General features: G+C 74.2%; 20 protein-coding genes. 11 read left to right on the forward strand and 9 right to left on the reverse strand.

The genetic code is table 11. The features are described 5' to 3' along the window. Nucleotides 1-59 precede the first annotated feature (59 nt). A complete protein-coding gene (locus AB0D10_RS41115) occupies nt 60-2,456 on the reverse strand; it encodes a collagenase (RefSeq protein WP_360266514.1) in 2,397 nt (798 codons plus the stop codon). A 248-nt stretch (nt 2,457-2,704) separates the two neighbouring features. Here AB0D10_RS41115 and AB0D10_RS41120 point away from each other — a divergent pair, with 248 nt between their 5' ends. From AB0D10_RS41120 to AB0D10_RS41130, 3 genes are all read left to right on the forward strand, one after another. Next, nucleotides 2,705-3,259 (forward strand): hypothetical protein, encoded by a 555-nt coding sequence (locus AB0D10_RS41120; protein ID WP_360266517.1) that lies wholly within the window; start codon nt 2,705-2,707, stop codon nt 3,257-3,259. Nucleotides 3,260-3,366: 107 nt separating this feature from the next. After that, the gene (locus AB0D10_RS41125; protein WP_360266520.1) at nt 3,367-5,007 is read left to right on the forward strand and encodes a multicopper oxidase family protein; all 1,641 of its coding nucleotides are present in this window, start codon (nt 3,367-3,369) and stop codon (nt 5,005-5,007) included. 474 nt (nt 5,008-5,481) lie between these two features. Beyond that, nucleotides 5,482-7,293, forward strand: coding sequence for an amino acid transporter (locus AB0D10_RS41130; protein ID WP_360266568.1), 1,812 nt, complete (start codon nt 5,482-5,484; stop codon nt 7,291-7,293). A 201-nt stretch (nt 7,294-7,494) separates the two neighbouring features. Here AB0D10_RS41130 and AB0D10_RS41135 read toward each other — a convergent pair whose 3' ends face one another. From AB0D10_RS41135 to AB0D10_RS41145, 3 genes are all read right to left on the reverse strand, one after another. After that, nucleotides 7,495-8,160, reverse strand: coding sequence for a transglycosylase family protein (locus tag AB0D10_RS41135; RefSeq protein ID WP_360266523.1), 666 nt, complete (start codon nt 8,158-8,160; stop codon nt 7,495-7,497). Nucleotides 8,161-8,570: 410 nt separating this feature from the next. After that, nucleotides 8,571-8,732, reverse strand: a complete 162-nt coding sequence (locus tag AB0D10_RS41140; protein WP_360266526.1) for a hypothetical protein — start codon at nt 8,730-8,732, stop codon at nt 8,571-8,573. Between the two features lie 12 nt (nt 8,733-8,744). Further along, the gene (locus AB0D10_RS41145; RefSeq protein ID WP_360266529.1) at nt 8,745-9,353 is read right to left on the reverse strand and encodes a TetR/AcrR family transcriptional regulator; all 609 of its coding nucleotides are present in this window, start codon (nt 9,351-9,353) and stop codon (nt 8,745-8,747) included. 57 nt (nt 9,354-9,410) lie between these two features. Between AB0D10_RS41145 and AB0D10_RS41150 the strand changes: the two genes are divergently transcribed. After that, on the forward strand, nt 9,411-10,313 hold the full coding sequence (locus AB0D10_RS41150) for an alpha/beta fold hydrolase (RefSeq protein WP_360266532.1): 903 nt from the start codon (nt 9,411-9,413) through the stop codon (nt 10,311-10,313). On the opposite strand, the gene AB0D10_RS41155 is transcribed toward AB0D10_RS41150, so the two are convergent. Both AB0D10_RS41155 and AB0D10_RS41160 read right to left on the reverse strand, forming a co-directional pair. Continuing rightward, nucleotides 10,290-10,994, reverse strand: coding sequence for a sirohydrochlorin chelatase (locus AB0D10_RS41155; protein ID WP_360266535.1), 705 nt, complete (start codon nt 10,992-10,994; stop codon nt 10,290-10,292). The genes AB0D10_RS41150 and AB0D10_RS41155 overlap by 24 nt on opposite strands. Further along, complete coding sequence (locus AB0D10_RS41160) at nt 10,994-12,115, reverse strand: uroporphyrinogen-III synthase (RefSeq protein WP_360266537.1); 1,122 nt, start codon at nt 12,113-12,115, stop codon at nt 10,994-10,996. The genes AB0D10_RS41155 and AB0D10_RS41160 overlap by 1 nt, the downstream gene beginning before the upstream one ends. Nucleotides 12,116-12,307: 192 nt before the next feature. On the opposite strand from AB0D10_RS41160, the gene AB0D10_RS41165 reads away from it, so the two are divergent. From AB0D10_RS41165 to AB0D10_RS41195, 7 genes are all read left to right on the forward strand, one after another. After that, the gene (locus AB0D10_RS41165; RefSeq protein ID WP_360266571.1) at nt 12,308-14,509 is read left to right on the forward strand and encodes a molybdopterin oxidoreductase family protein; all 2,202 of its coding nucleotides are present in this window, start codon (nt 12,308-12,310) and stop codon (nt 14,507-14,509) included. Further along, nucleotides 14,506-15,756, forward strand: coding sequence for an FAD-dependent oxidoreductase (locus AB0D10_RS41170; RefSeq protein ID WP_360266540.1), 1,251 nt, complete (start codon nt 14,506-14,508; stop codon nt 15,754-15,756). Before AB0D10_RS41165 ends, AB0D10_RS41170 begins: the two co-directional genes overlap by 4 nt. After that, entirely contained in the window at nt 15,753-18,362 is a 2,610-nt protein-coding gene (gene nirB / locus AB0D10_RS41175; protein ID WP_360266543.1) for a nitrite reductase large subunit NirB, read from the forward strand. Before AB0D10_RS41170 ends, nirB begins: the two co-directional genes overlap by 4 nt. Continuing rightward, nucleotides 18,359-18,718, forward strand: coding sequence for a nitrite reductase small subunit NirD (gene nirD, locus AB0D10_RS41180; RefSeq protein WP_360266546.1), 360 nt, complete (start codon nt 18,359-18,361; stop codon nt 18,716-18,718). Before nirB ends, nirD begins: the two co-directional genes overlap by 4 nt. Further along, on the forward strand, nt 18,715-20,055 hold the full coding sequence (locus tag AB0D10_RS41185; protein ID WP_360266549.1) for a nitrate/nitrite transporter: 1,341 nt from the start codon (nt 18,715-18,717) through the stop codon (nt 20,053-20,055). The genes nirD and AB0D10_RS41185 overlap by 4 nt, the downstream gene beginning before the upstream one ends. A gap of 156 nt (nt 20,056-20,211) precedes the next feature. Continuing rightward, nucleotides 20,212-20,688 (forward strand): hypothetical protein, encoded by a 477-nt coding sequence (locus AB0D10_RS41190; RefSeq protein WP_360266552.1) that lies wholly within the window; start codon nt 20,212-20,214, stop codon nt 20,686-20,688. A 214-nt stretch (nt 20,689-20,902) separates the two neighbouring features. Then, nucleotides 20,903-21,526 (forward strand): hypothetical protein, encoded by a 624-nt coding sequence (locus tag AB0D10_RS41195; RefSeq protein WP_360266554.1) that lies wholly within the window; start codon nt 20,903-20,905, stop codon nt 21,524-21,526. Here AB0D10_RS41195 and AB0D10_RS41200 read toward each other — a convergent pair. The 3 genes from AB0D10_RS41200 to AB0D10_RS41210 all read right to left on the reverse strand — a co-directional run. Further along, entirely contained in the window at nt 21,514-21,978 is a 465-nt protein-coding gene (locus AB0D10_RS41200) for a hypothetical protein (protein ID WP_360266557.1), read from the reverse strand. The genes AB0D10_RS41195 and AB0D10_RS41200 overlap by 13 nt on opposite strands. A gap of 533 nt (nt 21,979-22,511) precedes the next feature. After that, nucleotides 22,512-22,997: a universal stress protein gene (locus AB0D10_RS41205; RefSeq protein WP_360266560.1), complete on the reverse strand. Its 486-nt coding sequence runs from the start codon at nt 22,995-22,997 to the stop codon at nt 22,512-22,514. A 163-nt stretch (nt 22,998-23,160) separates the two neighbouring features. Next, nucleotides 23,161-24,165, reverse strand: a 1,005-nt coding sequence (locus AB0D10_RS41210; RefSeq protein ID WP_360266563.1) for an HAD-IC family P-type ATPase, incomplete at its 5' end; no start/stop codon positions are given.

Here is a 24,165-nt window from a genome sequence, read left to right on the forward strand (position 1 = left end):
CGCGACCGCGCGGGCCCGGTACGGATCCCACCGTCCGTACCGGGCCCGGCCGTTCGGGGCTAGCGGCGGAGCGGCCCCTCGCAGGTGTAGTCGGCGGTGCCGGCCTTGCCGCCGGTCCAGACGTCGACCTTGCCGAAGCTGCAGTTCATGTCGTTGAGGTTGTTGGCCCCCTCGACGTTCTTGGTGCGGGTGAGGATGAAGTAGTCCACGGTGTCGGACATGTCCTTGAAGACCTTGTCCGGGCTGGTGGAGTCGGAGAGGTTGGCGGTGATCCTGCCGGTGCAGACGAAGCGCATCGGCTTGTTGGCCCAGTCGCCGTTGTCCTTGCAGTTCGGCGTGGAGGACGTGGCGGCGGCGAACTCCTCCTGTACGTCGTCGGCCCAGGCGAGGTCGAGGGAGCCGTCGGGGACGAAGGTGGTCGACGGGACGTACAGGTTGTCGACGTTCTTGATCTGCGCGTCGAGGAAGGCCGAGTACTCCTTCTGCAGGGCGGCGTCGGTGCCGACGCGGTCGCGCCAGGCGTCGAAGCCGGCCGGGTCGTCGGCGCGCTCGTAGCCGTACATCTCGCGCAGCAGCGAGGGGTGCTGCTGCCAGAGGAACTCGAAGAAGGTGCCGGCGTAGTTGTAGAAGTGGAACGCCGGGGTGTCGGTGTAGCGGGCGTGCAGGAGTTGGGCGACGGTCATCCGGGGGATGCCGGCGGCCTCGTCGGCGGCGAGCTTGCGGACCAGCGACTTGCGGACCAGGATGCCCTGGTCGCGGGTGGAGCCGTCGAAGAACTCCGCGGTGCCCTCGTCCATCGCGGTGGTCTTGTCGTCCGCGTACCAGCGCGGGTCACCGAAGTAACCGGGCACCGCCCAGCGGCCGTTGAGGTAGTGCACGTACTCGTGGCGGAACAGTTCCTCAAGGGTGAGCTGGGAGTCCTGCGGGACGCGCCGCTGGTAGGTGTAGAAGGTGGCGCCGCGCTCGATGTACATGCCGCCGTTGCTGGTGCTGTAGCCGGTCAGGATCGGCTGGTAGACCTCGTAGTCGGCGCGCGAGGCGTACAGGTGGATGTGCAGGGTGGTGTTGACGTCGCCGGTGAGCGGCTGGTCGGTGCCGAGCACACGGAAGTACTGGGTCTTGACCTGCTTGCTCGCGTAGTACATCTGGTCGACGGTGGCCCTGTCGAGGGCGGTGTGGACCTCGATGGCGCCGTTGTCGTAGGTGTACGTGTGGGGGAAGATCCTGGCTTCCAGGTCGGACACGCAGACGCCGTACTGACTGCAGACGCCGTAGGTGGCGGCCCAGCCGATGGCCTTGGCCCACGGGTCGGACCACTCGCCGAAGGCGGCCTTGGTGGCGCCGATCAGCGAGCCGAGGTCGGCGACGGTGGAGTCGTGCAGGGCCGCGATCTGGCCGAAGCGGCCGGCCTCGGCGACGGCGTCGCGGGCGGCCCAGGCGTTCTTGGTGCCCTTGAGGTGACCCCAGGACGCGTACGCGCGGAACGCGGCGCGGTAGTCGGAGTCGGCGGCGACGGCGGCGAGGAAGGACGGGTCCTGGTTGTATATGCCCAGGTAGTTGAGGTTGAGCGCCTGGAGGACGGCCTTGCCCCAGGCGGTGCTGTCGGCCACCGTGGTACCGGGGGCGAGCACGCCGAGGATGCGCCGGGCGAGGCCGAGGTTGTTCTGGCGCAGGCCGTCGGCGCCGGCGGTGATGGCGGCCTCGCGCAGGACGTTCGCGGCGAGGTCGGTGCGGTCGAAGGCGTGCGCGCTGCCCGCGTACGCCGTGATCGCCTGCTGGACCGCGCCGAGGGTGGCCTGGTCGCCGAGGTTCAACTCGTGGTGGCCGAAGGCGTGGTAGACGGTCGCGTGCAGGTACGTCCAGAGCTCGTAGACGTGCGAGGAGCCGGTGCCGTCGTCGGTGGCGGACAGTTGGGTGATCCGCTTGGCGACGGCTTGGACGTGCGCGTTGTCCATGGTGGTGGTGAAACGGGCGTCCCAGGTCCACAGGATCGAGTTGAGGCAGCCGTCGGCGGTGACCGCCGGATCGGTGAGGAAGGCGACCAACTGGTCGGCGCCGAGGCCGGTGAGGCCGTCAAGGGTGCAGGGCACACCGGCGGCGGTGCGCGCGGTGGGGGTGCTGGCCGCGGTCGCGGTGAGCCGGTCGGCGGTGGGCGCGGGCGCCCCGACATGGTCGGGCAGGAGGCCGGGAACGAGCGTGGTGCCGAGCGAGCCGCCGCCGGGGGCCGGGGCGGGGGCGCCGGGCTTGGCGGTGTCGGTGCCGAGGTGGTCGACGTCGTCGTAGGCGGTGCGCCGGTCGGAGTCGGCCGGGGCGGGTGCGGCGGTGGTGGCCTTCGGCGCGGAGGCGGCCGGTGGTGTCGGGGTGAGGGCCTGGGCGGTCTGCAGGGTGGGCAGCGTGAGCGTGGCGGCCATCGCGGAGGCGAGCAGGACTCGCCTGGCAACGCGGGAAGTTGACACCGGATCTCCTGGAGGGGGAAGTGGCAGGGCGGTGCGAGGCGGCAGCCGTGGGTTCCGGCCCGGGACTGCCGGGGGACGCGGGGGCGGACGCTGTGGGGTCTGGCCGCCCTCGGTGTGAGCCGTAACATAGCAATGTGAAATTGCACCTGCCAAGAGGGTGAACGAGGTTGACCCCGGCCCGGTTCGCCGCTCCCCTCCGGGATACCCTCTGGGGGTACGGTTCGGCGGAAGTGGTGGGGAGGCGAACGATGGCGCAGCCACTGCGGTCGTTCGGACCCCGCGTCCCGTGGGGGCCGCGGCTGCTGCTCCTCGCCGCACTCCTGCTGGGCATCGTGACGATGCACACGCTCGGACACCCGACCGGGGCGCACGGCGGACACGACCGGCACCCGGCGGCCCGGCCCGCGGCCGGAGGCGAGCAGCGGCTGATGGACGACGACCGTCAGTCGGCGGCCCGTCACCCGGCGATCCGTCAGTCGGCGGCCCGTCACCCGGCGGTCCGTCAGTCGTCGGCTGGACCTGCGGTCGGCACCGGGCACCCGTTGACGGACGACGACCGTCACCCGGCGGTCCGGCATGCGCCAGGGGTCGACCCCGCCGCCGACGGCATGGACCCGATGTCGGTGTGCCTCGCCGTCCTCGCCGGCTGGACCGTGGTGCTCCTCGTCGTCGGCCCGCTGCTGCGTCGCAGCGGCGACGCCGCCGCCGAGGTGCGGGCCCGGCTGCTGCGGGCCGTGCGCGCGCTGCCTCCGCCCGGGGGCGGACGGATCCTCCTCGCCCGGCTCTCGGTGCTGCGTCAGTAGGCGCGCGGCCGCCGTCCCGCGCCCGCGCGCGCTGCGAAGCGCCCGCGTGCGGAACGGCCGACGCGACGTCCTGTACGCCCACACCACCGCACGAGGTGCACTCCGTCATGCGCACACCCACCCGTCGTACCGTCCTCGGCGCCGCGCTCGCGGCCGCCGGGACCGGCCTGCTCGCTGCCTGCTCGTCCGACTCGATGAAGGGCATGGACCACTCGTCCGTGAACCGCGGCGCCACGGGCGGCCCGGCCGCCCCCACCGGTCCCTCCGCCGCCCCCACCGGTTTCGTCCTGCCGAACGGTCCGGAGGTCGCCGCAGCCGAGGCCCGGCGCAACCCCGGTCCGGAGCGGAAGGTCACGCTCATCGCCGCCGAGACCACCCTCGACCTCGGCGGACGCGCCGTCCGCACTTGGGCGTACGGCGACGGCCTGCCGGGCCGGGAGGTCCGCGCCACCGCCGGTGACACGCTCGCCCTCACCCTCGCCAACCACCTGCCGCAGCCCACCTCGCTGCACTGGCACGGCCTCGCGCTGCGCAACGACATGGACGGCGTGCCCGGTCTGACCCAGGCCGCCGTCAAGGCCGGCGCCTCGTTCGACTACCGCTTCGCGCTCGGCCACCCGGGCACGTACTGGTTCCACCCGCACTCCGGCGTCCAGCAGGACCGCGGGCTGTACGCGCCGCTGATCGTGGAGGACCCGAAGGAGCCGCTGCGCTACGACAAGGAATGGGTCGTCGTCCTGGACGACTGGGTGGACGGTGTCGACGGCAGCACCCCGGACGCCGTCCTCGCCGAACTCGCCAAGGGCATGGGCGGCACGGGTGGCGCGGGCGGCATGGACCACACGGGCGGCTCCGGCCACGACATGTCCGGGATGCCGGGGATGCCCGGTGCCGGGAGCCCGTCGGGCGGCGGCGCCGGGCCGTCCCGGATGCTGATGGGAGCGCGCAGCCCCCTGCTCGGCGGCGACGCCGGCGACGTCGCCCACCCGTTCCACCTGGTCAACGGCCGTCTCCCCGGCGCGCCCGAGACCTTCACCGCCAGGCCCGGCGACCGGATCCGGATCCGGCTGATCAACGCGGGCGGCGACACCGCCTACCGGGTCGCGCTCGGCGGTCACGAGCTGACCGTCACCCACACCGACGGCTTCCCGGTCGAACCGGCCACCACCCAGGCCCTGCTGCTCGGGATGGGCGAGCGCTACGACGTCCTGGTCACCGCGGGGGACGGGGTCTTCCCGCTGACCGCGCTCGCCGAGGGCAAGGGCGCCACCGCGCTGGCCGTGCTGCGCACCGGCGGCGGCGCGGCGCCCGGCGCTTCGGTGCGTCCGGCCGAACTGGACGGCAGGCTGGTCACGGCCGGTTCGCTCAAGGCCGACCCGAGCGTCCGACTGCCCGCCAAGTCCCCCGATCGCACGGTGCAGTTGGAGCTAACCGGCGGCATGGCGAAGGCCGACTGGGCGTTCGACGGCCGGAGGTACGACCCGGCGCAGCGCCACCCGGTGGCGGCGGGCGAGCGGGTACGGCTTGAGGTCCGCAACAGCACGGGCATGTGGCACCCCGTCCACCTGCACGGCCACAGTTTCGCGCTGCCCGGCGACGGCCCGCGCAAGGACACCGCGATCGTGCTGCCGGGCTCGACGCTGGCCGTCGACTTCGACGCCGACAACCCGGGACTGTGGATGATCCACTGCCACAACGTCTACCACGCGGAGACGGGCATGATGACCGTCCTCGGCTACCGGGCCTGACCCTCCGGACGATCACGAGCCGCGGCGGCGGGACCCCGGTTCCGCTCCGGCGGCTCATGATCGTCCGGGCGGGCCGCGCGGCACCGCCGGGCCCCCGCCCGCCGCGGACCCGGACCGCGGCACCGTGCCACCGGCGCCGACCTGCGCCTTCATGACGTTTTCTTAACGCGGGCCGATGACGTCCCCTTAACGGAGGTCGCATAGCCTGGCGCACTGCCGTCGCCCGACGGCGCTTTTACGGGGTCTTTAAACAAGAGGTGTCACGTGGTTTCGTCGGGTCCGACGGGGACGACGGCGGTGGGTACGCCGTCGGCGCGAATACGGTTGCGGAGCTGGCTGCTGGCGGACGTGAGCGCGGAGAAACCCGCGCAGCCGTCCGGCCCGGCCGACGGCCCGGAGGCGCCGCACGAGGGCGCGGCGGCGGGGGACTCCGCCGCGCACGGTGCGCACGCCGGCCAGCGCTGGTGGCGGGTGATGTGCCTGACCGGCCTGGACTACTTCTCGACGCTCGGCTACCAGCCGGGCATCGCCGCCCTCGCCGCGGGCGTGCTGTCGCCGATCGCCACCATCGTGCTGGTGATCGTCACCCTGCTGGGCGCGCTGCCGGTCTACCGGCGGGTCGCGAAGGAGAGCCCGCGCGGTGAGGGCTCGATCGCGATGCTGGAGCGGCTGCTGTCGTTCTGGAAGGGCAAGCTGTTCGTCCTCGCTCTGCTCGGCTTCGCGGCGACGGACTTCCTGATCACCATCACGCTGTCGGCCGCCGACGCGAGCGCCCACCTGGTGGAGAACCCGCACCTGACCGGCGCGCTCGGTGGCAAGCAGGTGCTGATCACCCTGGTCCTGGTGGCGATGCTCGGCGCGGTCTTCCTCAAGGGCTTCAGCGAGGCGATCGGCCTCGCGGTGGCGCTGGTCGGCGTCTACCTGGCGCTGAACGTGGTCGTGGTGGCCGTCGGCATCTGGAAGATCATCGAGGCGCCGCACGTGGTCACCGACTGGACGGACGCGCTGACCGCCCAGCACGGCAACCCGGTGATCATGGTCGGCGTGGCGCTGGTGACCTTCCCGAAGCTGGCGCTCGGCCTGTCCGGCTTCGAGACGGGCGTCGCCGTGATGCCGCACATCGAGGGCGCTTCCGGCGACACCGAGGCGAACCCGGCCGGTCGGATCCGGGGCGCCCGCAAGCTGCTCACCACGTCCGCCGTGATCATGAGCTGCTTCCTGATCGCCACCAGCTTCATCACCACCCTGCTCATCCCGGCCGACCAGTTCAAGCCCGGCGGCGACGCCAACGGCCGCGCCCTGGCCTACCTGGCCCACCAGTACCTGGGCGGCGCCTTCGGCAGCGTCTACGACCTCTCCACCATCGCGATCCTCTGGTTCGCCGGCGCCTCGGCGATGGCGGGGATGCTCAACCTGCTGCCCCGCTACCTGCCGCGCTACGGCATGGCTCCGCACTGGGCGCGCGCGGTGCGGCCGATGGTGATCGTGCTGACCCTGATCGGCTTCCTGGTCACCTGGATCTTCGACGCCAACGTGGACGCCCAGGGCGGCGCGTACGCGACGGGCGTGCTGGTGCTGATCAGCTCGGCGGCCATCGCGGTGACCATCGCCGCGTACCGCAAGCGCGAGAAGGGCTGGACCGTCGCCTTCGCGGCGATCTCGGCGATCTTCCTCTACACCACCGTGCTGAACTGCATGGAGCGGCCGGACGGTCTCAAGATCGGCGCCTGCTTCATCGCCGGCATCATCCTGGTCTCGCTGCTGTCCCGGCTGCGCCGCGCCTTCGAGCTGCGGGTCACGAACGTCGAGCTGGACGAGGTGGCGGAACGTTTCATCAGGGACTACGCGCACCGTCCGCTGCGACTCATCGCCAACGAGCCGAGCCACCGCGACAACGCCGAGTACCGCGACAAGATCCGCCAGATCCGCGCCGACAACGACATCCCCGGCGAGGACGACCTGGTCTTCGTCGAGGTGACCGTGCGCGACGCCTCCGACTTCGAGTCCGAGCTGACCGTCCGCGGCGAGGTCCTGCACGGGCGCTACCGGGTGCTCACCCTGGAGAGCTCCAGCATTTCCAACGCGATCGCGGCGCTGGCGCTCACCGTCCGGGACCGCACCGGGCAGCGGCCGCACCTCTACTTCGAGTGGACCGAGGGCAACCCCTTCGCCCAGTTCCTGCGGTTCTTCCTGTTCGGACAGGGCGAGGTCGCGCCGGTCACCCGCGAGGTGCTGCGCGAAGCCGAGCCCGACCGCTCGCGCCGCCCGCGCGTGCACGTCGGCTGACCCCGGCGCCCCACCACCGCTACGCCGGTCCGTAACCCGGCCCGCACGGCCCGCACGGCCCGTCCGCTCACCCGAGCGGGCGGGCCGTCGGCGTCCCCGGGGGCACGTCCGGCGGCAACCCCGACCGGACACGGCGCCGCCCACGCCCGGGAGGGGAGGGCGTGGGCGGCGGATCAGGGGTGGGGAGAGGACCCGGGAGGGTCAGGAGGGGAGGTCGAGGACCAGACCGGGCTGGATGAGGTCCGGGTCCTCGCCGACGGCGGCGCGGTTCAGGGCGTAGAGGGCGGGCCAGCCGCCCGGGATGCGAAGGTGCTCGGCGATGTCGGCGAGGGTGTCGTTCTCGCGGACCGTCCAGGTGCCGTCCGCGGCCGCTGCCGGGGCCGCGGGGGCGGCCGGGTGCGACGGGTGCGACGGGTGCGACGGGCGCGACCGACGCGACGGGGCGGACGCCGGGGGCGGCGGGGCGCCGTCGCGGTCGCGGTCGTGGCCGCGGGCGGCACGGCCGCCGCACACCGGCCAGGGGGAGAGGCCGCGGTGGCCCGCCAGGTTCTGGGCGACGGCGATCTGCTGGTCGCGGGTGGCCAGGTCGGCGCGCGGGGCGTAGGCGAGACCGCCGTTCCCGCGCCAGGTGGCCTGGTCGAACTGGAGGCCGCCGTAGTAGCCGTTGCCGGTGTTGACGCGCCAGTTCCCGCTGCTCTCGCAGGCCGCCACGCTGTCCCAGTCGTACCGGCCGCCGCCCGGTCGGCCGGGATCGGACCCGGTGTCGCGGCCCGGGGGTGCGGCGTGGGCCGCGGGGGCGGCGAGGGCCACGGCGAGGGCGCAGAGCGCGGTGGGGACCAGACTGCGGAGACGGGCGGTGGTAGGCATGGGCGGCTCTCAGATCCGGGGACAGGACACGCGCCGTTCGGAGACGGCGCACTCCCACCGACGCACAGCAGGTGGCCCGCCCCACCGCCGACACGTCCGACAGGTCACCCGCACGGCCGCCCCGGACCACCCGGCCGGTCCGCGGCCATCCGGCCGTACCCCTGTTCACCCACCCACCCGGGCTCCGACCCCGGAGCCCGGCATGTGGAGGCCCGGGGGAGGCCAGGAGTTCGACCCCGGACCCCGGAGTGTCCGGGACGTTCTTCGAAGAAGGGTGCGAACGACGACGGCCGATCAGGACGGCGTGCGGGCCGCCTTTCCACCCGCGCCGAATCGCGCCGGTACGCCGCCGACGGCCGGTAGCCCGATCCCTGACAGGGCCCGTCGCGCCGAGCGGCGAGACCGGCACCTCACGTGTCGGTGGCCCGGACGTAGACGTCGGCCGCGCCCGGCGAGAGCCTGTCGGAGGCCCGCTCCACCACGAAGACCTGTCGCCCGGCCCGCCCCTCCGGCAACAGCGCGCCCTCGGCGGGCTCGTCGCCCGGCAGTGCGGCCCGCAGGTCCTCTGTCACGTCAGAGCCTTCTCAGGTCCTGGTGGGGAAGACGCGGCCGAGGTGGTAGCGGAGGACGGTGGTCGCCTGGTGGGCGGTGCGCTGGCCGAGGAGGACGCTGAGGCCGAGGCCGGCGGAGACGGCGAGGAGGACGACGGCCTCCTGGTGGGGGTCGAGGTGCGGGTCGGCGTCGCCGGTCCGGCGGGCGGCGGTCAGCTGGGCGACCAGGAAGGCCTCCATCTCGTCGGGGGCGGCGAGGAAGGGCTGCCCGGCGAGGGCGGGGTCAGTGACGGAGAGCACCGCGTACTCGGTGTAGATGAGGTGGAAGGCGCGGCTCTCCTCGTCGGTGGGGACGGCTTCCAGGAGGACCGCTTCGACGATGGTGCGGGGGTCGGTGCCGGCGCCGGTGGCGCGTACCCGGTGTCGGACCCGTTCGCCCATGCGGGTGGCGAGGCGGGTCATGGCGGCGAGGAGCAGCTTCTCCTTGGTGTCGAAGTAGTACTGGACCAGCCGGACCGAGACGTCGGCCTCGACTGCCACGGAGCGCATGGTGACGGAGTGGAGGCCGTTGCTCGCCGCGGAGCGGAGCAGGGCGTCGATGATGTGGGCGCGCCGTTCCTCGTGGTCCACCAGCTTCGGCATCGGGTTCCCTTCGAATATTTTTATGGTACAAACATACCATCAAAATCGGGAGGGATCATGACCAGGACCAGCGTCGGACACTTCGTCAGCGAGCAGGCCCGCGCGACGTTCCTTGAGGCGTACGACCGCGCGATGACCCTGTGGCCGGGCCCGCGCCAGGAGTTCGACGTCGACACCGGGTACGGCAGCGTCCACGTCCACCGCTACGGCGCGACGACCGGCGAGCCGATCGTGCTGCTGCACGGCCACGCCGGACACCCGTCCAACTGGTACCCGCAGATCGCCGCCCTCGGCGAGCGGCACCCCGTCTACGCGGTCGACACCCTCGACGACCCCGGGCGCAGCGTGCAGCGCGTCGTCGCGGCCGGATCGGAGGAGAACGCCGCATGGCTCGGTGAGGTGTTCGCGGGCCTCGGGCTGGAGCGGGTGCACCTGGTCGGGGTCTCGTACGGCGGGTGGCTGGCGCTCAACCAGGCGATCCACGCGCCCGGGCGGCTGGCCTCGGTCGCGTCCCTGGATCCGGGCGGGATCGAGAAGGTGCCGGCGCGGTTCTACGTCCACATGGTCGCCGGCCTGTTCGGGATGCTCGCCCCGCGGCGCTTGCGCCCCGCGTTGGGGCGGCTGCTGGCGAACCCGGCGCTCGGCGCGCCGCGCGAGATGATCGCGCCGCTGATGCTCGCCATGCGCAGCTACAAGCCGGGCTCCCGTCCGCCGGCCCGGCCGTTCACGGACGAGGAACTGGCTTCGGTCGGGGTGCCCGCGCTGGTCCTGGTGGGCAGGCGCAGTGCCCTGTTGCGGCCGCGGCAGGTGGTGGAGCGGGTCACGAGGCTGGTCCCCGGGGTGCGGGCCGAGATCGTCGACCGGGCCGGGCACGGGCTGAACCTGGAGCGGCCGGAGCTCGTCAACGAGCGGCTGCTGGCGTTCGTCGGGGGAGTGTCAGGCGGCGGCGGGCAGGACTGAGGCGGCCCGCGCCTCGTCGTAGCGCCGCAGCACCAGCCGGGCGACGGCCGGGTGGGCGCCCAGCGGGGCGCTGGTCCAGCCGGCGGGGGTGGTGGCGGCGCGGCGGGCGAAGAAGCCGGGGGAGAGGAGGTAGGTGGCGAGGGCGACCCGGGGGTGGCCGGCGGCCCGCAGGTCGGCGACGGCCCGGTGCGGGGTGGGTGCGGCGGCGGACAGGTGGGCGGGGGTGACCGGGCGGCCGAGGCGGGCGGCCAGCAGCCGGGCGGTCCCGGCGGTGTCGGCGAGCGCGGCGGGGTCGGAGGATCCGGCTCCGGCCAGGACCACCGGGGCGTCTGCGGGGGCGCCGGCCTCGGTGAGGCGGTCGGCGAGGGCCTCGGCGAGCAGCGGGTGCGGGCCGAGGGCGGGGGCGAGGTGGGGGTGGGGGAGTCCGGCGGCGGTGAGGGCGGCGGGGATGTCGACGCGGACGTGGTAGCCGGTGCCGAGCAGGAGCGGGACCAGGATCGGCCGACTGCCCGCGAGTCGGTCGAGCGCTTCCGGGAGGGTGGGGCGGGCGAGGTCCAGGAAGCAGCAGTGGACGGCCAGTTCGGGCCGTAGGGAGCGGACTCGGCGCAGCAGGGCGCGGGTCGCGGTGACCGCCGCCGGGTCGCGGCTGCCATGCGCGACGGCGAGCAGGGCCGGTGCCATCAGCCTGCCGCCAGCCGGTAGCCGCGCTTGGGAACGGTGCGGATCAGGGTCGCGTGCGGGCCGAGGGCAGCGCGGAGCCGGCCGACGGCGGCTTCGACGGCGTGCTCGTCGGCGCCGGCGTCCGGCCAGGCGGCGCGCAGGAGTTCGGCGCGGCTGAGCACCCGGCCGGGGCGTTCGGCGAGGGCGCGCAGGACGGCGGCGCCGCGCGGGCTGAGCCAGTGGCTCTCCCCGTCGACCATGGCGGCGTTCCCCTGGAGGGTCAACAGCTGCCCCGCGAGCGCGACTTCGCGCTTGCCGCGGCCCGGCAGGACGTCCGCGAGCAGTCGGACCAGCGAGCCGAGCCGGCCGCGTTCGGGGTGCACGGCGGGCAGGCCGAGGTCGGTGAGCGGCCGGGCGCACAGGGTGCCGACGCAGACCGGCAGCACGTCCTCGCGCAGGGCGTCGACCAGTGCGCCGTGCAGTCCCTCGGCTTCGGCGGCGGCGAGCAGGGCGGTGATCGCGGGGGCGCTGGTGAAGGTGAGCGCGTGCAGTTGGCGCCGGATGGTCTGGTCGAGGAGGCGTCGGACCGCGCCCGGGTCCTCCGGGGGCGCCCAGCGGTAGACCGGGACGGAGATCACCTCGGCGCCGCGTTCGCGCAGCGCCGCCGCGAAGGCGTCCAGCCGCACCCCGTGTTCCTGGACGGCGATCCGGCGCCCGGTCAGCGGGCGGGCGAGCAGCCAGGTGAGCAGTTCGCCGGTGGCCTCGGTCCCGGGGGAGTACTCCTCGTCCAGCCCGCTGGCCCGGACCGCGCCGGTGGCCTTGGGGCCGCGGCTGAGCACCACGGCGCCCCGGCAGGCCTCGGCGAGCGCCGCGCCCCGGCCCCAGCCCTCGGCCGCGCTCATCCAGCCGCGCCAGCCGACCCCGGTGGTGGCCACCACGTAGTCGAGCGGGCCGGCGAGGCAGCGGTCGGTGGCCTCGCGCAGGGCGAGGTCGTCGGCGAGCGGGAGGATGCGCAGCACCGGCGCCTCGACCACCTGGGCGCCGCGCCGGGTGAGCAGGGCCGTGAGCTCCTCGCGGCGGCGTGCGGCGGTGACGCCGACGGTGAAGCCGGTGAGCGGTCCTGACGGGGTGAGGGGGGCCATGCCGGCCAGCCTCCGCTTCACGTGTTACGGCGGGATTGCCCGGCCGTCACCTGCCGGTAAGCGAAAGTGCCGCTGCGGTTACGGCAGATGTCGGGCCGTGCACCCTGGCGCCCGGGGGCCGTGAGCGAGGTGTACCGCGCCCGCAACATCCGCGACCCGGTCGCGAAACAGCGGGCGGCGAGCTTTCTCGGCATGACGTTGACCAGCCCGAACGCCGCCGCGGCCCCGCCTGCCGCCATCGACACGCACTGCCCGTACTGCTCGCTGCAGTGCGGCATGCGGCTGTCGCCGGGCGTCGGCGCACCCGGCGGAGCCGCTCCGGGGGCGGCGCTCCCGGCCGGGGCGCGTCCGGCGGACGTGCTTCCGGCCCAGGCGCTTCCGGTCGAGGTGCTGGAGCGCCCGGACTTCCCGGTGAACCGCGGTGCGCTCTGCGGCAAGGGCCGTTCGGCGCCCGCGCTGCTGGCCCGGGGCGTCCGGCTGACCGGCCCGCTGCTGCGGGACCGGCCGGGCGGGCCGCTGCGTTCGGCGGGCTGGCCGGAGGCGCTGGACCGGGTCGCGGCCGGGCTGGCCCGGACCCGGGCCGAGCACGGGCCGGACGCGGTGGGCGTCTTCGGCGGCGGTGGCCTGACCAACGAGAAGGCCTACCTGCTGGGCAAGTTCGCCCGGGTGGTGCTGGGCACCGCCAACATCGACTACAACGGCCGGTTCTGCATGTCCTCGGCGGCGGCCGCGCACCGGCGGGCCTTCGGCCTGGACCGCGGACTGCCGTTCCCGCTCGCCGACATCCCGCACACCGACTGCCTGATCCTGGTCGGCGCCAACCCGGCCGAGACGATGCCGCCCGCCGTCCGCTACTTCCGCGAACTGCGGGAGAACGGCGGCACGTTGATCGTGGTCGACCCGCGCCGCACCCGCACCGCCGAACTCGCCGACCTGCACCTGCAGCCGCGCCCCGGCGGGGACCTGGCGCTCGCCCTCGGCCTGCTCCACCTGGTGATCGCGGACGGCCGGGTGGACCACGACTTCGTGGCGCGGCGCACCACCGGCTTCGACCGGGCCCGCGAGTCGGCGATGGCCCACTGGCCGGACCGGGTGGAACGGATCACCGGCGTCCCCGCCCACCGGCTGCGCGAGGCCGCCCGGCTGTTCGGCGAGGCGCGGACCGGCATGGTGCTCACCGCCCGCGGCCCGGAGCAGCAGAGCAAGGGCACCGACACCGTCGGCGCCTGGATCGACCTCTGCCTGGCCACCGGCAAGGCCGGCCGCCCGTACAGCGGCTACGGCTGCCTGACCGGCCAGGGCAACGGCCAGGGCGGGCGCGAGCACGGCCAGAAGGCCGACCAGCTGCCCGGCTACCGCTCGATCGAGGACCCGGCGGCGCGGGCGCACGTCGCGACGGTCTGGGGCGTCGAAGCGGCCGCGCTGCCCGGCCCCGGCAAGTCCGCCTACGAGCTGCTGGACGGCCTCGGCCGCCCCGACGGCGTGCGGGCCCTGCTGCTGGCCGGCTCCAACCCGGCGGTCTCCGCGCCCGACGCCGGGCACGTCACCGAGCGGCTGCGCGCGCTGGACCTGCTGGTCGTCGCCGACCTGGTGCTCTCCGAGACCGCCCGGCTCGCGGACGTCGTGCTGCCGGTCACCCAGTGGGCCGAGGAGGACGGCACCACCACCAACCTGGAGGGCCGGGTGATCCTGCGCCGGCGCGCCGTCGACCCGCCGGAGGGTGTGCGCAGCGAACTGTGGGTGCTGCGCGAACTGGCCGCCCGGCTCGGCGTGCCGGACGGCTTCCCGGCCGAGGCCGAGCGGGCCTTCGACGAGCTGCGCCGGGCCTCGGCCGGCGGCGACGCCGACTACGCGGGTGTCAGCTACGCCCGGATCGCCGCCGAGGACGGGGTGTTCTGGCCCTGCCCGTCCGAGGACCACCCCGGCACGCCCCGGCTCTTCCTGGACCGCTTCGCCACCCCGGACGGCCGGGCCCGCTTCGCCGCCGTCACCCACCGCCCCGCCGCCGAGGAACCGGACGAGGCGTACCCGCTGTACCTGACCACCGGCCGGGTGCTCTCCCAGTACCAGAGCGGCGCGCAGACCCGGCGGGTCGCCGAGCTCAATGCGGCCGCGCCCGGCCCGTACGTCGAACTGCACCCGCGGCTCGCCGAAGGGCTCGGGATCGCGGACGGCGAGCCGGTCGCGGTCACCAGCCGGCGCGGCCGGGCCGTCGCCCCGGCGCGGGTCACCGACACGATCCGGCCTGACACCGTCTTCATGCCCTTCCACTGGGCGGGCGCCGGCCGGGCCAACAGCCTCACCAACCCGGCGCTCGACCCGGTGTCGAGGATGCCGGAGTTCAAGATCTGCGCCGTCCGGGTGGAGCGCGCGCACCCGGAGGTGACGTCATGACCCCCAGGATCGCCGTGGTCGGCGGCGGCATGGCGGCCGCCCGCTTCGCCGAGCGGTACGGGGCGCTCGGCGGGCCCGGCACGGTCACCGTGTACGGCGCCGAGCCGCGCGGCCCGTACAACCGGGTGCTGCTCGCCGAGGTGCTGAGCGGTCGCTACGACGCGGAGTCGATCGCGCTGCCGCTGGGCGGGGCGACGGCCAGGCCCGGCTGCGAGGTCGTCGCGCTCGACCTGCCGGCCCGGACGCTGCGGCTCGCCGGCGGGGGTGTCGAGGGCTGGGACGAACTGGTCCTCGCCACCGGCGCCAACCCCGTACTGCCGCCCGTCCGCGGACTGCGCCGCGCCGACGGGCACGGGCTGGTCGAGGGCGTGCACACGCTGCGCACCCTGGAGGACTGCACCCGGCTCGCCGAGGAGGCCGTCGGCGCCGGGCGGGCCGTGGTGATCGGCGGCGGCGTCCTCGGGGTGAGCGCCGCCCGGGCGCTGGCCGCGCTCGGCGTCCGGACCGAAATCGTCCACCAGGGACCGCATCTGATCGAACGTCAGCTGGATCCGGAGGCGGCCGACGTGCTGCGCGAGCGGCTGCGGACGCTCGGGGTCGAGTGCTACACCGGCAACCGTGCCCGCGCCGTGCACGGCGGCACGCAGGTCCCCCCGGCCGAAGGCCCGGGGAGGGTCGGCGCCGTCGAACTCGCCAACGGCTACCGGCTCGGCTGCGACCTGGTCGTCCTGGCCTGCGGCACCCGGCCGCGCACCGCGCTCGCCCACGCCGCCGGACTGCCCGTCGCCACCGGCGTCCTGGTCGACGACGGCCTGGCGGTCGCCCCCGGAGTGTCCGCGATCGGGGACTGCGCCGAGCACCGCGGCACCGTCCACGGCCTGGCCGGCCCCGCCTGGGAACAGGCCGACGTGCTCGCCCGCCGGCTCTCCGGCGCCGAACCGGACGCCCGCTACCCCGGCACCCGCCCGCGCGCCCGGCTCAGTACCGGCGGCCTGGAGTACGCGGCGTTCGGCACCGTGGACGAGACCCTCGACCCGGGCCTCGACGTCCTACGGCTCACCGACGCGACCCGCGGCAGCTACAAGAAGCTCGTCCTGCGCGGCGACCGCCTGGTCGGCGCCATCCTGCTCGGCGACCTGGCCACCGTGGACGCGCTGGCCGGCGCCTTCGCCGACGACGGCGCACTCGCCGGCCACCCTCTGCACCTGCTCACCCGAGGAACCGCCATGACTGGAGTAGCGCGATGACCCTTGACGACCGCCCTGTCCGGGACCTCGTCCTGGTCGGCCACGGCATGGTCGGCCAGCGTTTCCTGGAGGCCTGGACCGAGCAGCCGGCCGCGCGCGGCTGGCGGGTCACCGTGCTCGCCGAGGAGCCCCGGCCCGCCTACGACCGCGTCCACCTCAGCGCGCTGTTCACCGGCAGCACCGCCGACGACCTCGGGCTCTGCCCGGCCGGCTTCCTCACCGAGCACGGCATCGACCTGCGGCTGGGCGACCCGGCCACCGCGGTCGACCGCGAACGGCGGCTGGTGCGCACCCGCTCCGGCGCCGACGTCCGCTACGACGCCCTGGTGCTGGCCACCGGCTCGGTGCCCTTCGTGCCGCCGGTGCCCGGCACCGACGCCCCCGGCTGCCACGTCTACCGCACCATCGAGGACGTCGACGCGATCCGCGCCGGGGCCGTGGCCGCCGGTACGGGCGTCGTCGTCGGCGGCGGCCTGCTCGGGCTGGAGGCGGCCGGCGCGCTGCGGGCCGGCGGACTGGACACCCACGTCGTCGAGTTCGCGCCCCGGCTGATGGCCGTCCAGGTGGACGACGGCGGCGGCGCCGCACTGCGCCGAAAGATCGAGGACCTCGGCGTCACCGTCCACACCGGCGCCGGCGCCGCCGGAGTCCTCACCGGCCCGGACGGCCGGGTCCGCGGCCTCGCCCTCTCCGACGGCCGCGAACTGCCCGCCGAACTGGTGGTGTTCTCGGCCGGCGTGCGCGCCCGCGACCAGCTCGCCCGGGACTGCGGACTGCCGGTCGGCCCGCGCGGCGGCGTCGTGGTCGACGCGCACTGCCGCACCGAGGACCCGGCGATCCTCGCCGTCGGCGAGTGCGCCCAGGCCGTCGACGGCCGGGTCTACGGTCTGGTCGCGCCCGGCTACCAGATGGCCGAGACGGCGGCGCGCACCCTCGCCGCGTTCGACCGCGAGGGTGGCGGCCCCGCGGGCGAGGGCTTCGTCGGCGCCGACACCTCCACCAAGCTCAAGCTGCTCGGCGTGGACGTCGCCAGCTTCGGGGACCCGCACGGCACCGCCGAGGGCGCCCTCGACGTGCTCTACAGCGACAGCCGCAGCGGCGTCTACCGCAAGCTCGTCATCGGCACCGACGGCGCACTGCTCGGCGGCGTCCTGGTCGGCGACACCGAGGGCTACGGCGCCCTGCGCCCGCTCGCCGTCGCCGGCAAACCGCTCACCGTCGCCCCCGAACAGCTCGTCCTGCCCGCCGGGTTCGCCTCCGCCGCAGCGGTCGCGCTGCCCGACGACGCGGTGCTCTGCTCCTGCCACAACGTCACCCAGGGCGCAGTGCGCGCCGCCGTCCGCGAGCAGGGCGCCGACAGCGTCGCCGCCGTCAAGAAGTGCACCCGGGCCGGCACCGGCTGCGGCAGCTGCCTCAAGCAGCTCGGCACCGTCGTCACCGAGGAGCTGGAGGCCGCCGGGGTCAGCACCGTCAAGGGCCTGTGCGAGCACTTCGCCCACACCCGGGCAGAGTTGTACGAGATCGTCCGGGTCACCGGGGTGGCCGGCTTCTCCGAACTGCTCGCCGGGCACGGCAGCGGCGGCGAAGGCTGCGAGATCTGCAAGCCCACCGTCGCCTCCATCCTCGCCAGCCTCGGCAACGGCCACATCCTGGACGGCGAGCAGGGCACCCTCCAGGACTCCAACGACCACTTCCTCGCCAACCTGCAGCGCAACGGCTCGTACTCGGTCGTCCCCCGGGTGCCCGGCGGCGAGATCACCCCCGAGGGCCTGATCACGATCGGCGAGATCGCCCGCGACCACGGCCTCTACACCAAGATCACCGGTGGTCAGCGGATCGACATGTTCGGCGCCACCGTCGACCAGCTCCCGGTCATCTGGCGCAGGCTGGTCGACGCCGGCTTCGAGTCCGGACACGCCTACGGCAAGTCGCTGCGCACCGTGAAGTCCTGCGTCGGCGAGACCTGGTGCCGCTTCGGCGTCCAGGACTCCACCACCCTCGCCATCGAACTCGAACTGCGCTACCGGGGCCTGCGCTCCCCGCACAAGCTCAAGGCCGCGGTCTCCGGCTGCGCCCGCGAATGTGCGGAGGCGCAGAGCAAGGACTTCGGCGTCATCGCCACCTCGGCCGGCTGGAACCTCTACGTCGGCGGCAACGGCGGCATGACCCCGCGCCACGCCGACCTCCTCGCCGCCGACCTCGACCGCGACACGCTCATCCGCACCATCGACCGCTACCTGATGTTCTACATCCGTACCGCTGACCGGCTGGAACGCACCTCGGCCTGGCTGGAACGGCTGGAAGGCGGCCTGGACCACCTGCGGGCCGTCGTGCTCGACGACGCGCTCGGCATCGCCGCCGAGCTGGACGAACTGATGAGCCGTCACATCGGCGGCTACCGGGACGAATGGGCCGAGACCCTGGCCGACCCCGAGCGGATGCGGCGCTTCGCCTCCTTCGTCAACGCCCCCGGCACCCCCGACCCCGCCGTGACCTTCGTCCCCGAACGCGGCCAGATCCGGCCCGCCCGCCCCGGCGAGGCCGGCCACACCCTCGACTCCCCGGTGCTCGTCGCCGGGGCCCGACTGGAGGTGCTCACCCCGTGACCGTACAGATCCACGACGGGACCGGCTGGCGGACCGTCTGCGCCCTCGCCGACCTGCAACCCGGCCGCGGCGTCGCCGTACTGCTCCCGGAGGCCGGTCAGCTCGCCCTCTTCCGTGACCGCGCCGGAACGCTCTACGCCGTCGACAACCTCGACCCGTTCAGCGGCGCCCCGGTCCTCTCCCGGGGCCTGCTCGGCAGCCGCGGCGACCGGCCCACGCTCATCTCGCCGATGTACAAGCAGGTGTACGACCTCATCGACGGGCGCTGCCTGGACGAGGACACCGCCCCCGACGGCACGCCCGCCGTCCTGCGGCGCTGGCCGGTGCGGGTGGCCGCGACCGGGGGTGCGCGATGACCACCGTCCTGGACGCGAGAAAGCCCGCCCCGCCGGCCGACTGGGACCCGGAGGACGAGGAGTTCTGGGAGCGCGCCGGCGCCCGGATCGCCCGCCGCAACCTGGTGTTCTCGGTGCTCTCCGAACACATCGGCTTCTCGGTGTGGAGCCTCTGGTCGGTCCTCGTCCTCTTCCTCGGACCCGAGTACCACATCGACACTGCTGGGAAGTTCACCCTCACCGCCCTCCCCACCGCGCTCGGCGCGCTGCTGCGGCTGCCGTACACCTTTGCCGTCGCACGCTTCGGCGGACGCACCTGGACGGTGATCAGCGCCCTGCTGCTGCTCATTCCCACCACGCTCGCCGCCCTGGTGCTGGAACCGGGCGTCCGGTACGGCACACTGCTCGCCGTCGCCTGCGTCGCCGGGGTCGGCGGCGGCAACTTCGCCTCCTCGATGGCCAACATCAACGCCTTCTACCCGCACCGGCTGAAGGGCTGGGCACTCGGCGTCAACGCGGGCGGCGGCAACCTCGGGGTGCCGGCCGTGCAACTGCTCGGGCTGCTCGTCCTGGCCACCGCCGGCGCGGCCCACCCCCGGCTGCTGCCGCTGATCTACCTCCCGCTGATCGTGCTCGCGGCGGCCGGGGCGTGGTGGCGGATGGACAACCTGGCGCCGGCGCAGGCCGGTTCGTCCGGTGAGGGCCGGGCGCTGCGCGAGGTCGCCCGCGACCCGTACGGCTGGGCCGTCTCCACGCTGTACATCGGGACCTTCGGCTCGTTCATCGGCTTCGGCTTCGCCTTCGGGCAGGTGCTGCAGGTGCAGTTCCACGAGCGCTTCGACACCCCGGTCAAGGCGGCCGCGCTCACCTTCCTCGGGCCGCTGCTCGGCTCGCTGCTGCGGCCCGTCGGCGGGCGGCTCGCGGACCGGTACGGCGGGGCGGTCGTCACGCTGTGCACCTTCCTCGCCATGGGGGCCGGGACGGGGGTGGTGCTGGCCGCGTCGCGGGCTGGCTCGCTGCCGCTGTTCCTGGCCGGGTTCATCGCGCTGTTCATGCTCAGCGGGATCGGCAACGGTTCGACGTACAAGATGATCCCGGCGCACTACCGGGCCGTCGCCCGCACGGCGGTCGCGGCCGGCGCCGACCCGACGGCCGCCGAGACCGAGGCCCGGCGCCGATCCGCCGCCCTGATCGGGCTCGCCGGGGCGATCGGGGCCTTCGGCGGGGTGCTGGTGAACCTGGCGTTCCGGCAGTCCTTCCTCGCCAGCCACAACGGGGACGCGGCGTACTTCGGGTTCCTCGGGGCGTACGTGCTCTGCTCGGTGCTGACCTGGGCGGTGTGGCTCCGGCGGCGGTGAGGTGGCTGCGGCGGTGTGGCGGCGCGGCGGTGCGGTGCGGTGCCTGCGGCAGAGGCGCTGGGCTGTTGGTATGACGACCGGACGGTCTCGGCGCGCGGTGGTCCGGCCGGGCGGTTAGCGTCGGCCGCAACCCGTCCTCAGCACAGGGAGGTTGCAGTGCAACGCTGGATCATCCTGACGGCCGTGACCGCGGCCCTCAGCGGCCTCGCCGCCCCCGCCCAGGCCGCCGACCCGGCACCCGCCACCACCACCGTCACCCTCGGTGACGCCACCATCGACGCGAAACTGCCCGGGAGGGTCCGGGTCGACGTCGGATACCTCTGCTCCGTCGGCGCCGAGGCCCGGTCGCTCACCGTCTCCGTCGAGCAGAAGGACCCGCAGGACTCCTCCTCGATCGCCTTCGGCTCCAGCCGGACGGCCGAGGCGGACGTCATCTGCGACGGGACGCAGCAGCAGCGCCAGATCGTCGTCCAGTCCAAGACCTTCAACTGGATCCCCGACGTCGACGCCGTCCTCACCGCCACCGTCTCCGACATCGGCGCCACCCCGCCCGCGGTGGCCGACGCCAAACGCGTCCCCCTCGCCGCCGCCCCTGAGCCGGAATCCGCGCCGGCCCCCGTGCCCGCGAGCTGAGGGAGCCTGATCGCCCCGCGCCCGTGCCGCGCCCGGGGAGTTCGGGACCGGGACGCCCTGCGGCGATCAGCCGGAGGGCGTCCCGTCGCGTGGGGCGGGGGAGTTCCTCCCCGGCCCCACGTAGGGGTGAGTCCGCCGGTGAGCAGGGCTGCTACGATGCGCCCCCTTGTTCTACAGTGCTGTAGAACTACATGACCGGAGGACGGGGACGCGCATGGACAGGCCGCTACGGCTGCCGCAGCAGGATCGGGCGGACTTCGAGACGGAGCTCGGGCGGGCGCTCGCAGCTCCGCAGGTGCGGGAGGCGTTGCGCGAGGGCGGGGCCGAGGCGCGCGGGGTGGAGTGGTTGCGGCGGGTGGCGCGGGAGAACGCGGAGTTCGTGCTCGCCGCGGCGGCGCCGGAGTACGAGCGGTACGCGACGCTGCGGGCGGACGCGGACGCGGTGGCGCGGCTACCGGTGGAGGCGCCGCCACGGGGGCGCGGGTCGGGCTGGTGGGGGGTGCTGGGGGTGATCGTGCCGATCGTCGCCGGGGTGGCGGCGGCGGTCTTCCTGCTGCTGGGCTGGCTGTTGGGCCTGGTGGAGGACTTGGACGTGCTGGCGCACGCCCTGGTGAGTGCCGGGTGGGTGGCGGTCGGGGTGGCGGCGGTGAGCCTGCTGATCGGCGGGCTGGGGCTGCTGGGTACGGCGGCCCGGTCGGCGCAGGCGCCGGGCGAGGAGGCGGACGGGCCGGGGGAGTTGGTCCTGGCGCGGGACGCCTGGCGGGCGGCGTTGGCGGAGCGCGGGCTGGTCCCGTACCTGGTGGCGCAGGCGAACGCCGCGGCCGGTCAGCGGCGTTGACGGAGCTGCGAGGAGCGGGCGGCGTCGACCAGGAGGTGGGCGGCGTCGAGGGGGATGTCGAGGCGGCGGGCGATCCAGGCGGCGGGGCGGCCGGTGCGGGCGAGCATCCAGGCGGAGTAGAGCTGGCCGAGCTGGGGCGCGTCCTCGCCGAGCAGCAGGGGGCGGACGGCTTCCATCGGGAAGCCTTCGAGGGCGCGGGCGCTGTACTCGCGGCCGTTGGGGCCGAGCGGCGGCAGGGGGAGCGGGCGGCGGGCGTCGAGCCAGCGGGTGAGGAGAACGGCGCCGACGACGAGGAGGCCGGCGCCGGAGGCGCCGATCAGGATGCCGCCGATGACGGGGCGGTCCTCCTCCTCGGCCATGCCGAGGGCGATCTCCTCCAGGACGAGCAGGCCGAGCACGGTGAGCAGGGCCGCGGCCTCGCCGGGGCGCGGGTGGAGCCGGGACGTCGACATGCGGAACCTCTTCCTCGGCAGGGTGACCGGGGCTTTCGGGCGGGCGCGGCGATTCACCTTCCGTACAACGGCGGCGGGCGGCCCGGGGCACGCCCTGACGGGCTCGGCGGTGAAGCGCGGTATCGGTGTTGACGTTCCGTCAGAATGCTTGTGCGTGAAGCGGGTTGGATGTCATCCCGGACTCATGGGTCACGCCTCCTTCCGGTCGGGCGCGCCGCGGGGCGCGTTCATCGACGGGGCAGGGAGCTCTTCTTCGGACCTCGGGTCAGGATAGCCTGGCCATGCCAAATTCGACAGCGGTGTCGAAGTTGTGGAATCCGGCCGTACGGCAAGGTGCCGCCCGGTGTCGTCCCGGTGGCCGCGAGTGCGGGTCACCGGTTCCGCGGCCATCGGGCGGCGTCACCACCCGGGAACGGCCGATCCCGCCGGCTCCGTCCTGGTCGGGCGCCCGTCCGGGCGGCCCGGCCCGGCAGGGGCGGCGGGATCGGGGCAGAAGGAGGAGCGGACCGTTCGGCCGCCCGCCGGTACCCGGGTCAGCGGGCCAGCAGTGGCAGCGGTGCGCCGGTGCGGGCGGGGAGTTCGAGGCGGGTGAGCAGGGCGGAGGGCGAGACCTCGACCACGCGGCAACCGGCCCGGTGGCGGCAGTGGCGGGCGACCGAGCCGTGGCGCAGCCGGTTGAAGCGGCGGCGCGTGGCGGCACCGAGGACGAGCAGGTCGTCCGGGCCGGTGACGGCGCCGACCAGGGCGGCCCCGGGCTCGGTGTTGATCACCACCGGGTGGATGACCAGGCCGGACGGATAGCCGCCGTAGGCCTGTTCGAAGGCGATGTCGAGGCGGCGCCGGGCGGCGTGTTCCGGTTCGGAGTTCGGGCGCAGCCCCTCCCGCTCGCCGGCGGTCCACGCGGCGACGGGCACCAGAACCGCTTCGTTCCGGGCCGCCTCGCCGACGGCGTGGTACAGGGCGGCCAGGCTGCTCAGTGATCCGCTCAGGCCGACGATCACTCGGGTGGTCCCGGTCATGGCCGTTCGCCTCCGTCTCTCCGGTGGGGGTTCTCCGGTCGGGTGCTCCTCGCTTCGGATGACTCCAGTGAACCCCGGAACGGCCTCCTCTGTACCGGCGCTGACACCACCATGACGCGGGTCACGTCCATCTTGACGGGCTCCTGACGGACGGGCCGGTCTGCTATCCGAGGCCGGGGACGAACTGGATGAGCAGGTCGATGGCCTTGATGCCGAGGAAGGGCAGGATCAGTCCGCCGAGTCCGTAGATGCGTAGGTTGCGGCGGAGCAGGTCGGTGGCGGAGGCGGGTTGGTAGCGGACGCCGCGCAGGGCGAGCGGGATCAGGGCGACGATGATCAGGGCGTTGAAGATGATCGCGGAGGCGATGGCGGAGGTGGGGCTGTGCAGTTCCATGATGTTGAGGTGGTGCAGTCCTGGGTAGGCGTTCGCGAACATGGCGGGGATGATCGCGAAGAACTTGGCCACGTCGTTGGTGATCGAGAAAGTGGTCAACGCGCCCCGGGTGATGAGGAGTTGTTTGCCGACCCGGACGATGTCGATGAGTTTGGCGGGGTTGGAGTCGAGGTCGACCATGTTGCCGGCTTCCTTGGCGGCGGGGGTGCCGGAGTTCATCGCGACGCCGACGTCGGCCTGGGCGAGTGCGGGGGCGTCGTTGGTGCCGTCGCCGGTCATCGCGACCATGTTCCCGGCGGCCTGTTCGCGGCGCAGGTGGGCGAGTTTGTCCTCGGGGGTGGCTTCGGCGAGGAAGTCGTCGACGCCGGCTTCGGTGGCGATGGCCTTGGCGGTGAGCGGGTTGTCGCCGGTGACCATGACGGTGCGGATGCCCATCCGGCGCAGTTCGGCGAAGCGTTCGGCGATGCCCTCCTTGACCACGTCCTTGAGTTCGACGACGCCGAGGGCGCGGGCGCCGTGCCGGTCGTGGACGGCGACGAGGAGGGGGGTGCCGCCGGCTTCGGCGATCCGGTCGACCAGCGGCTCGGCCTCCACGGGCAGATGCCCGCCGGAGTCGGTCACCCAGCGGGCGACGGCGCTCGCGGCGCCCTTGCGGATCAGGCAGGTGGTGCCGTCGGGCCAGGTGAGGTCGACGCCGCTCATCCGGCTGTGGGCGGTGAACGGGACGGGCTGCTGTTCGCCGAGTTCGCCGGGGGAGCGCGGTGGCACCCAGTA

It is taken from the genome of Kitasatospora sp. NPDC048545 (assembly GCF_040651155.1).
In the GTDB taxonomy this organism is placed as follows: Bacteria; Actinomycetota; Actinomycetes; order Streptomycetales; family Streptomycetaceae; genus Kitasatospora.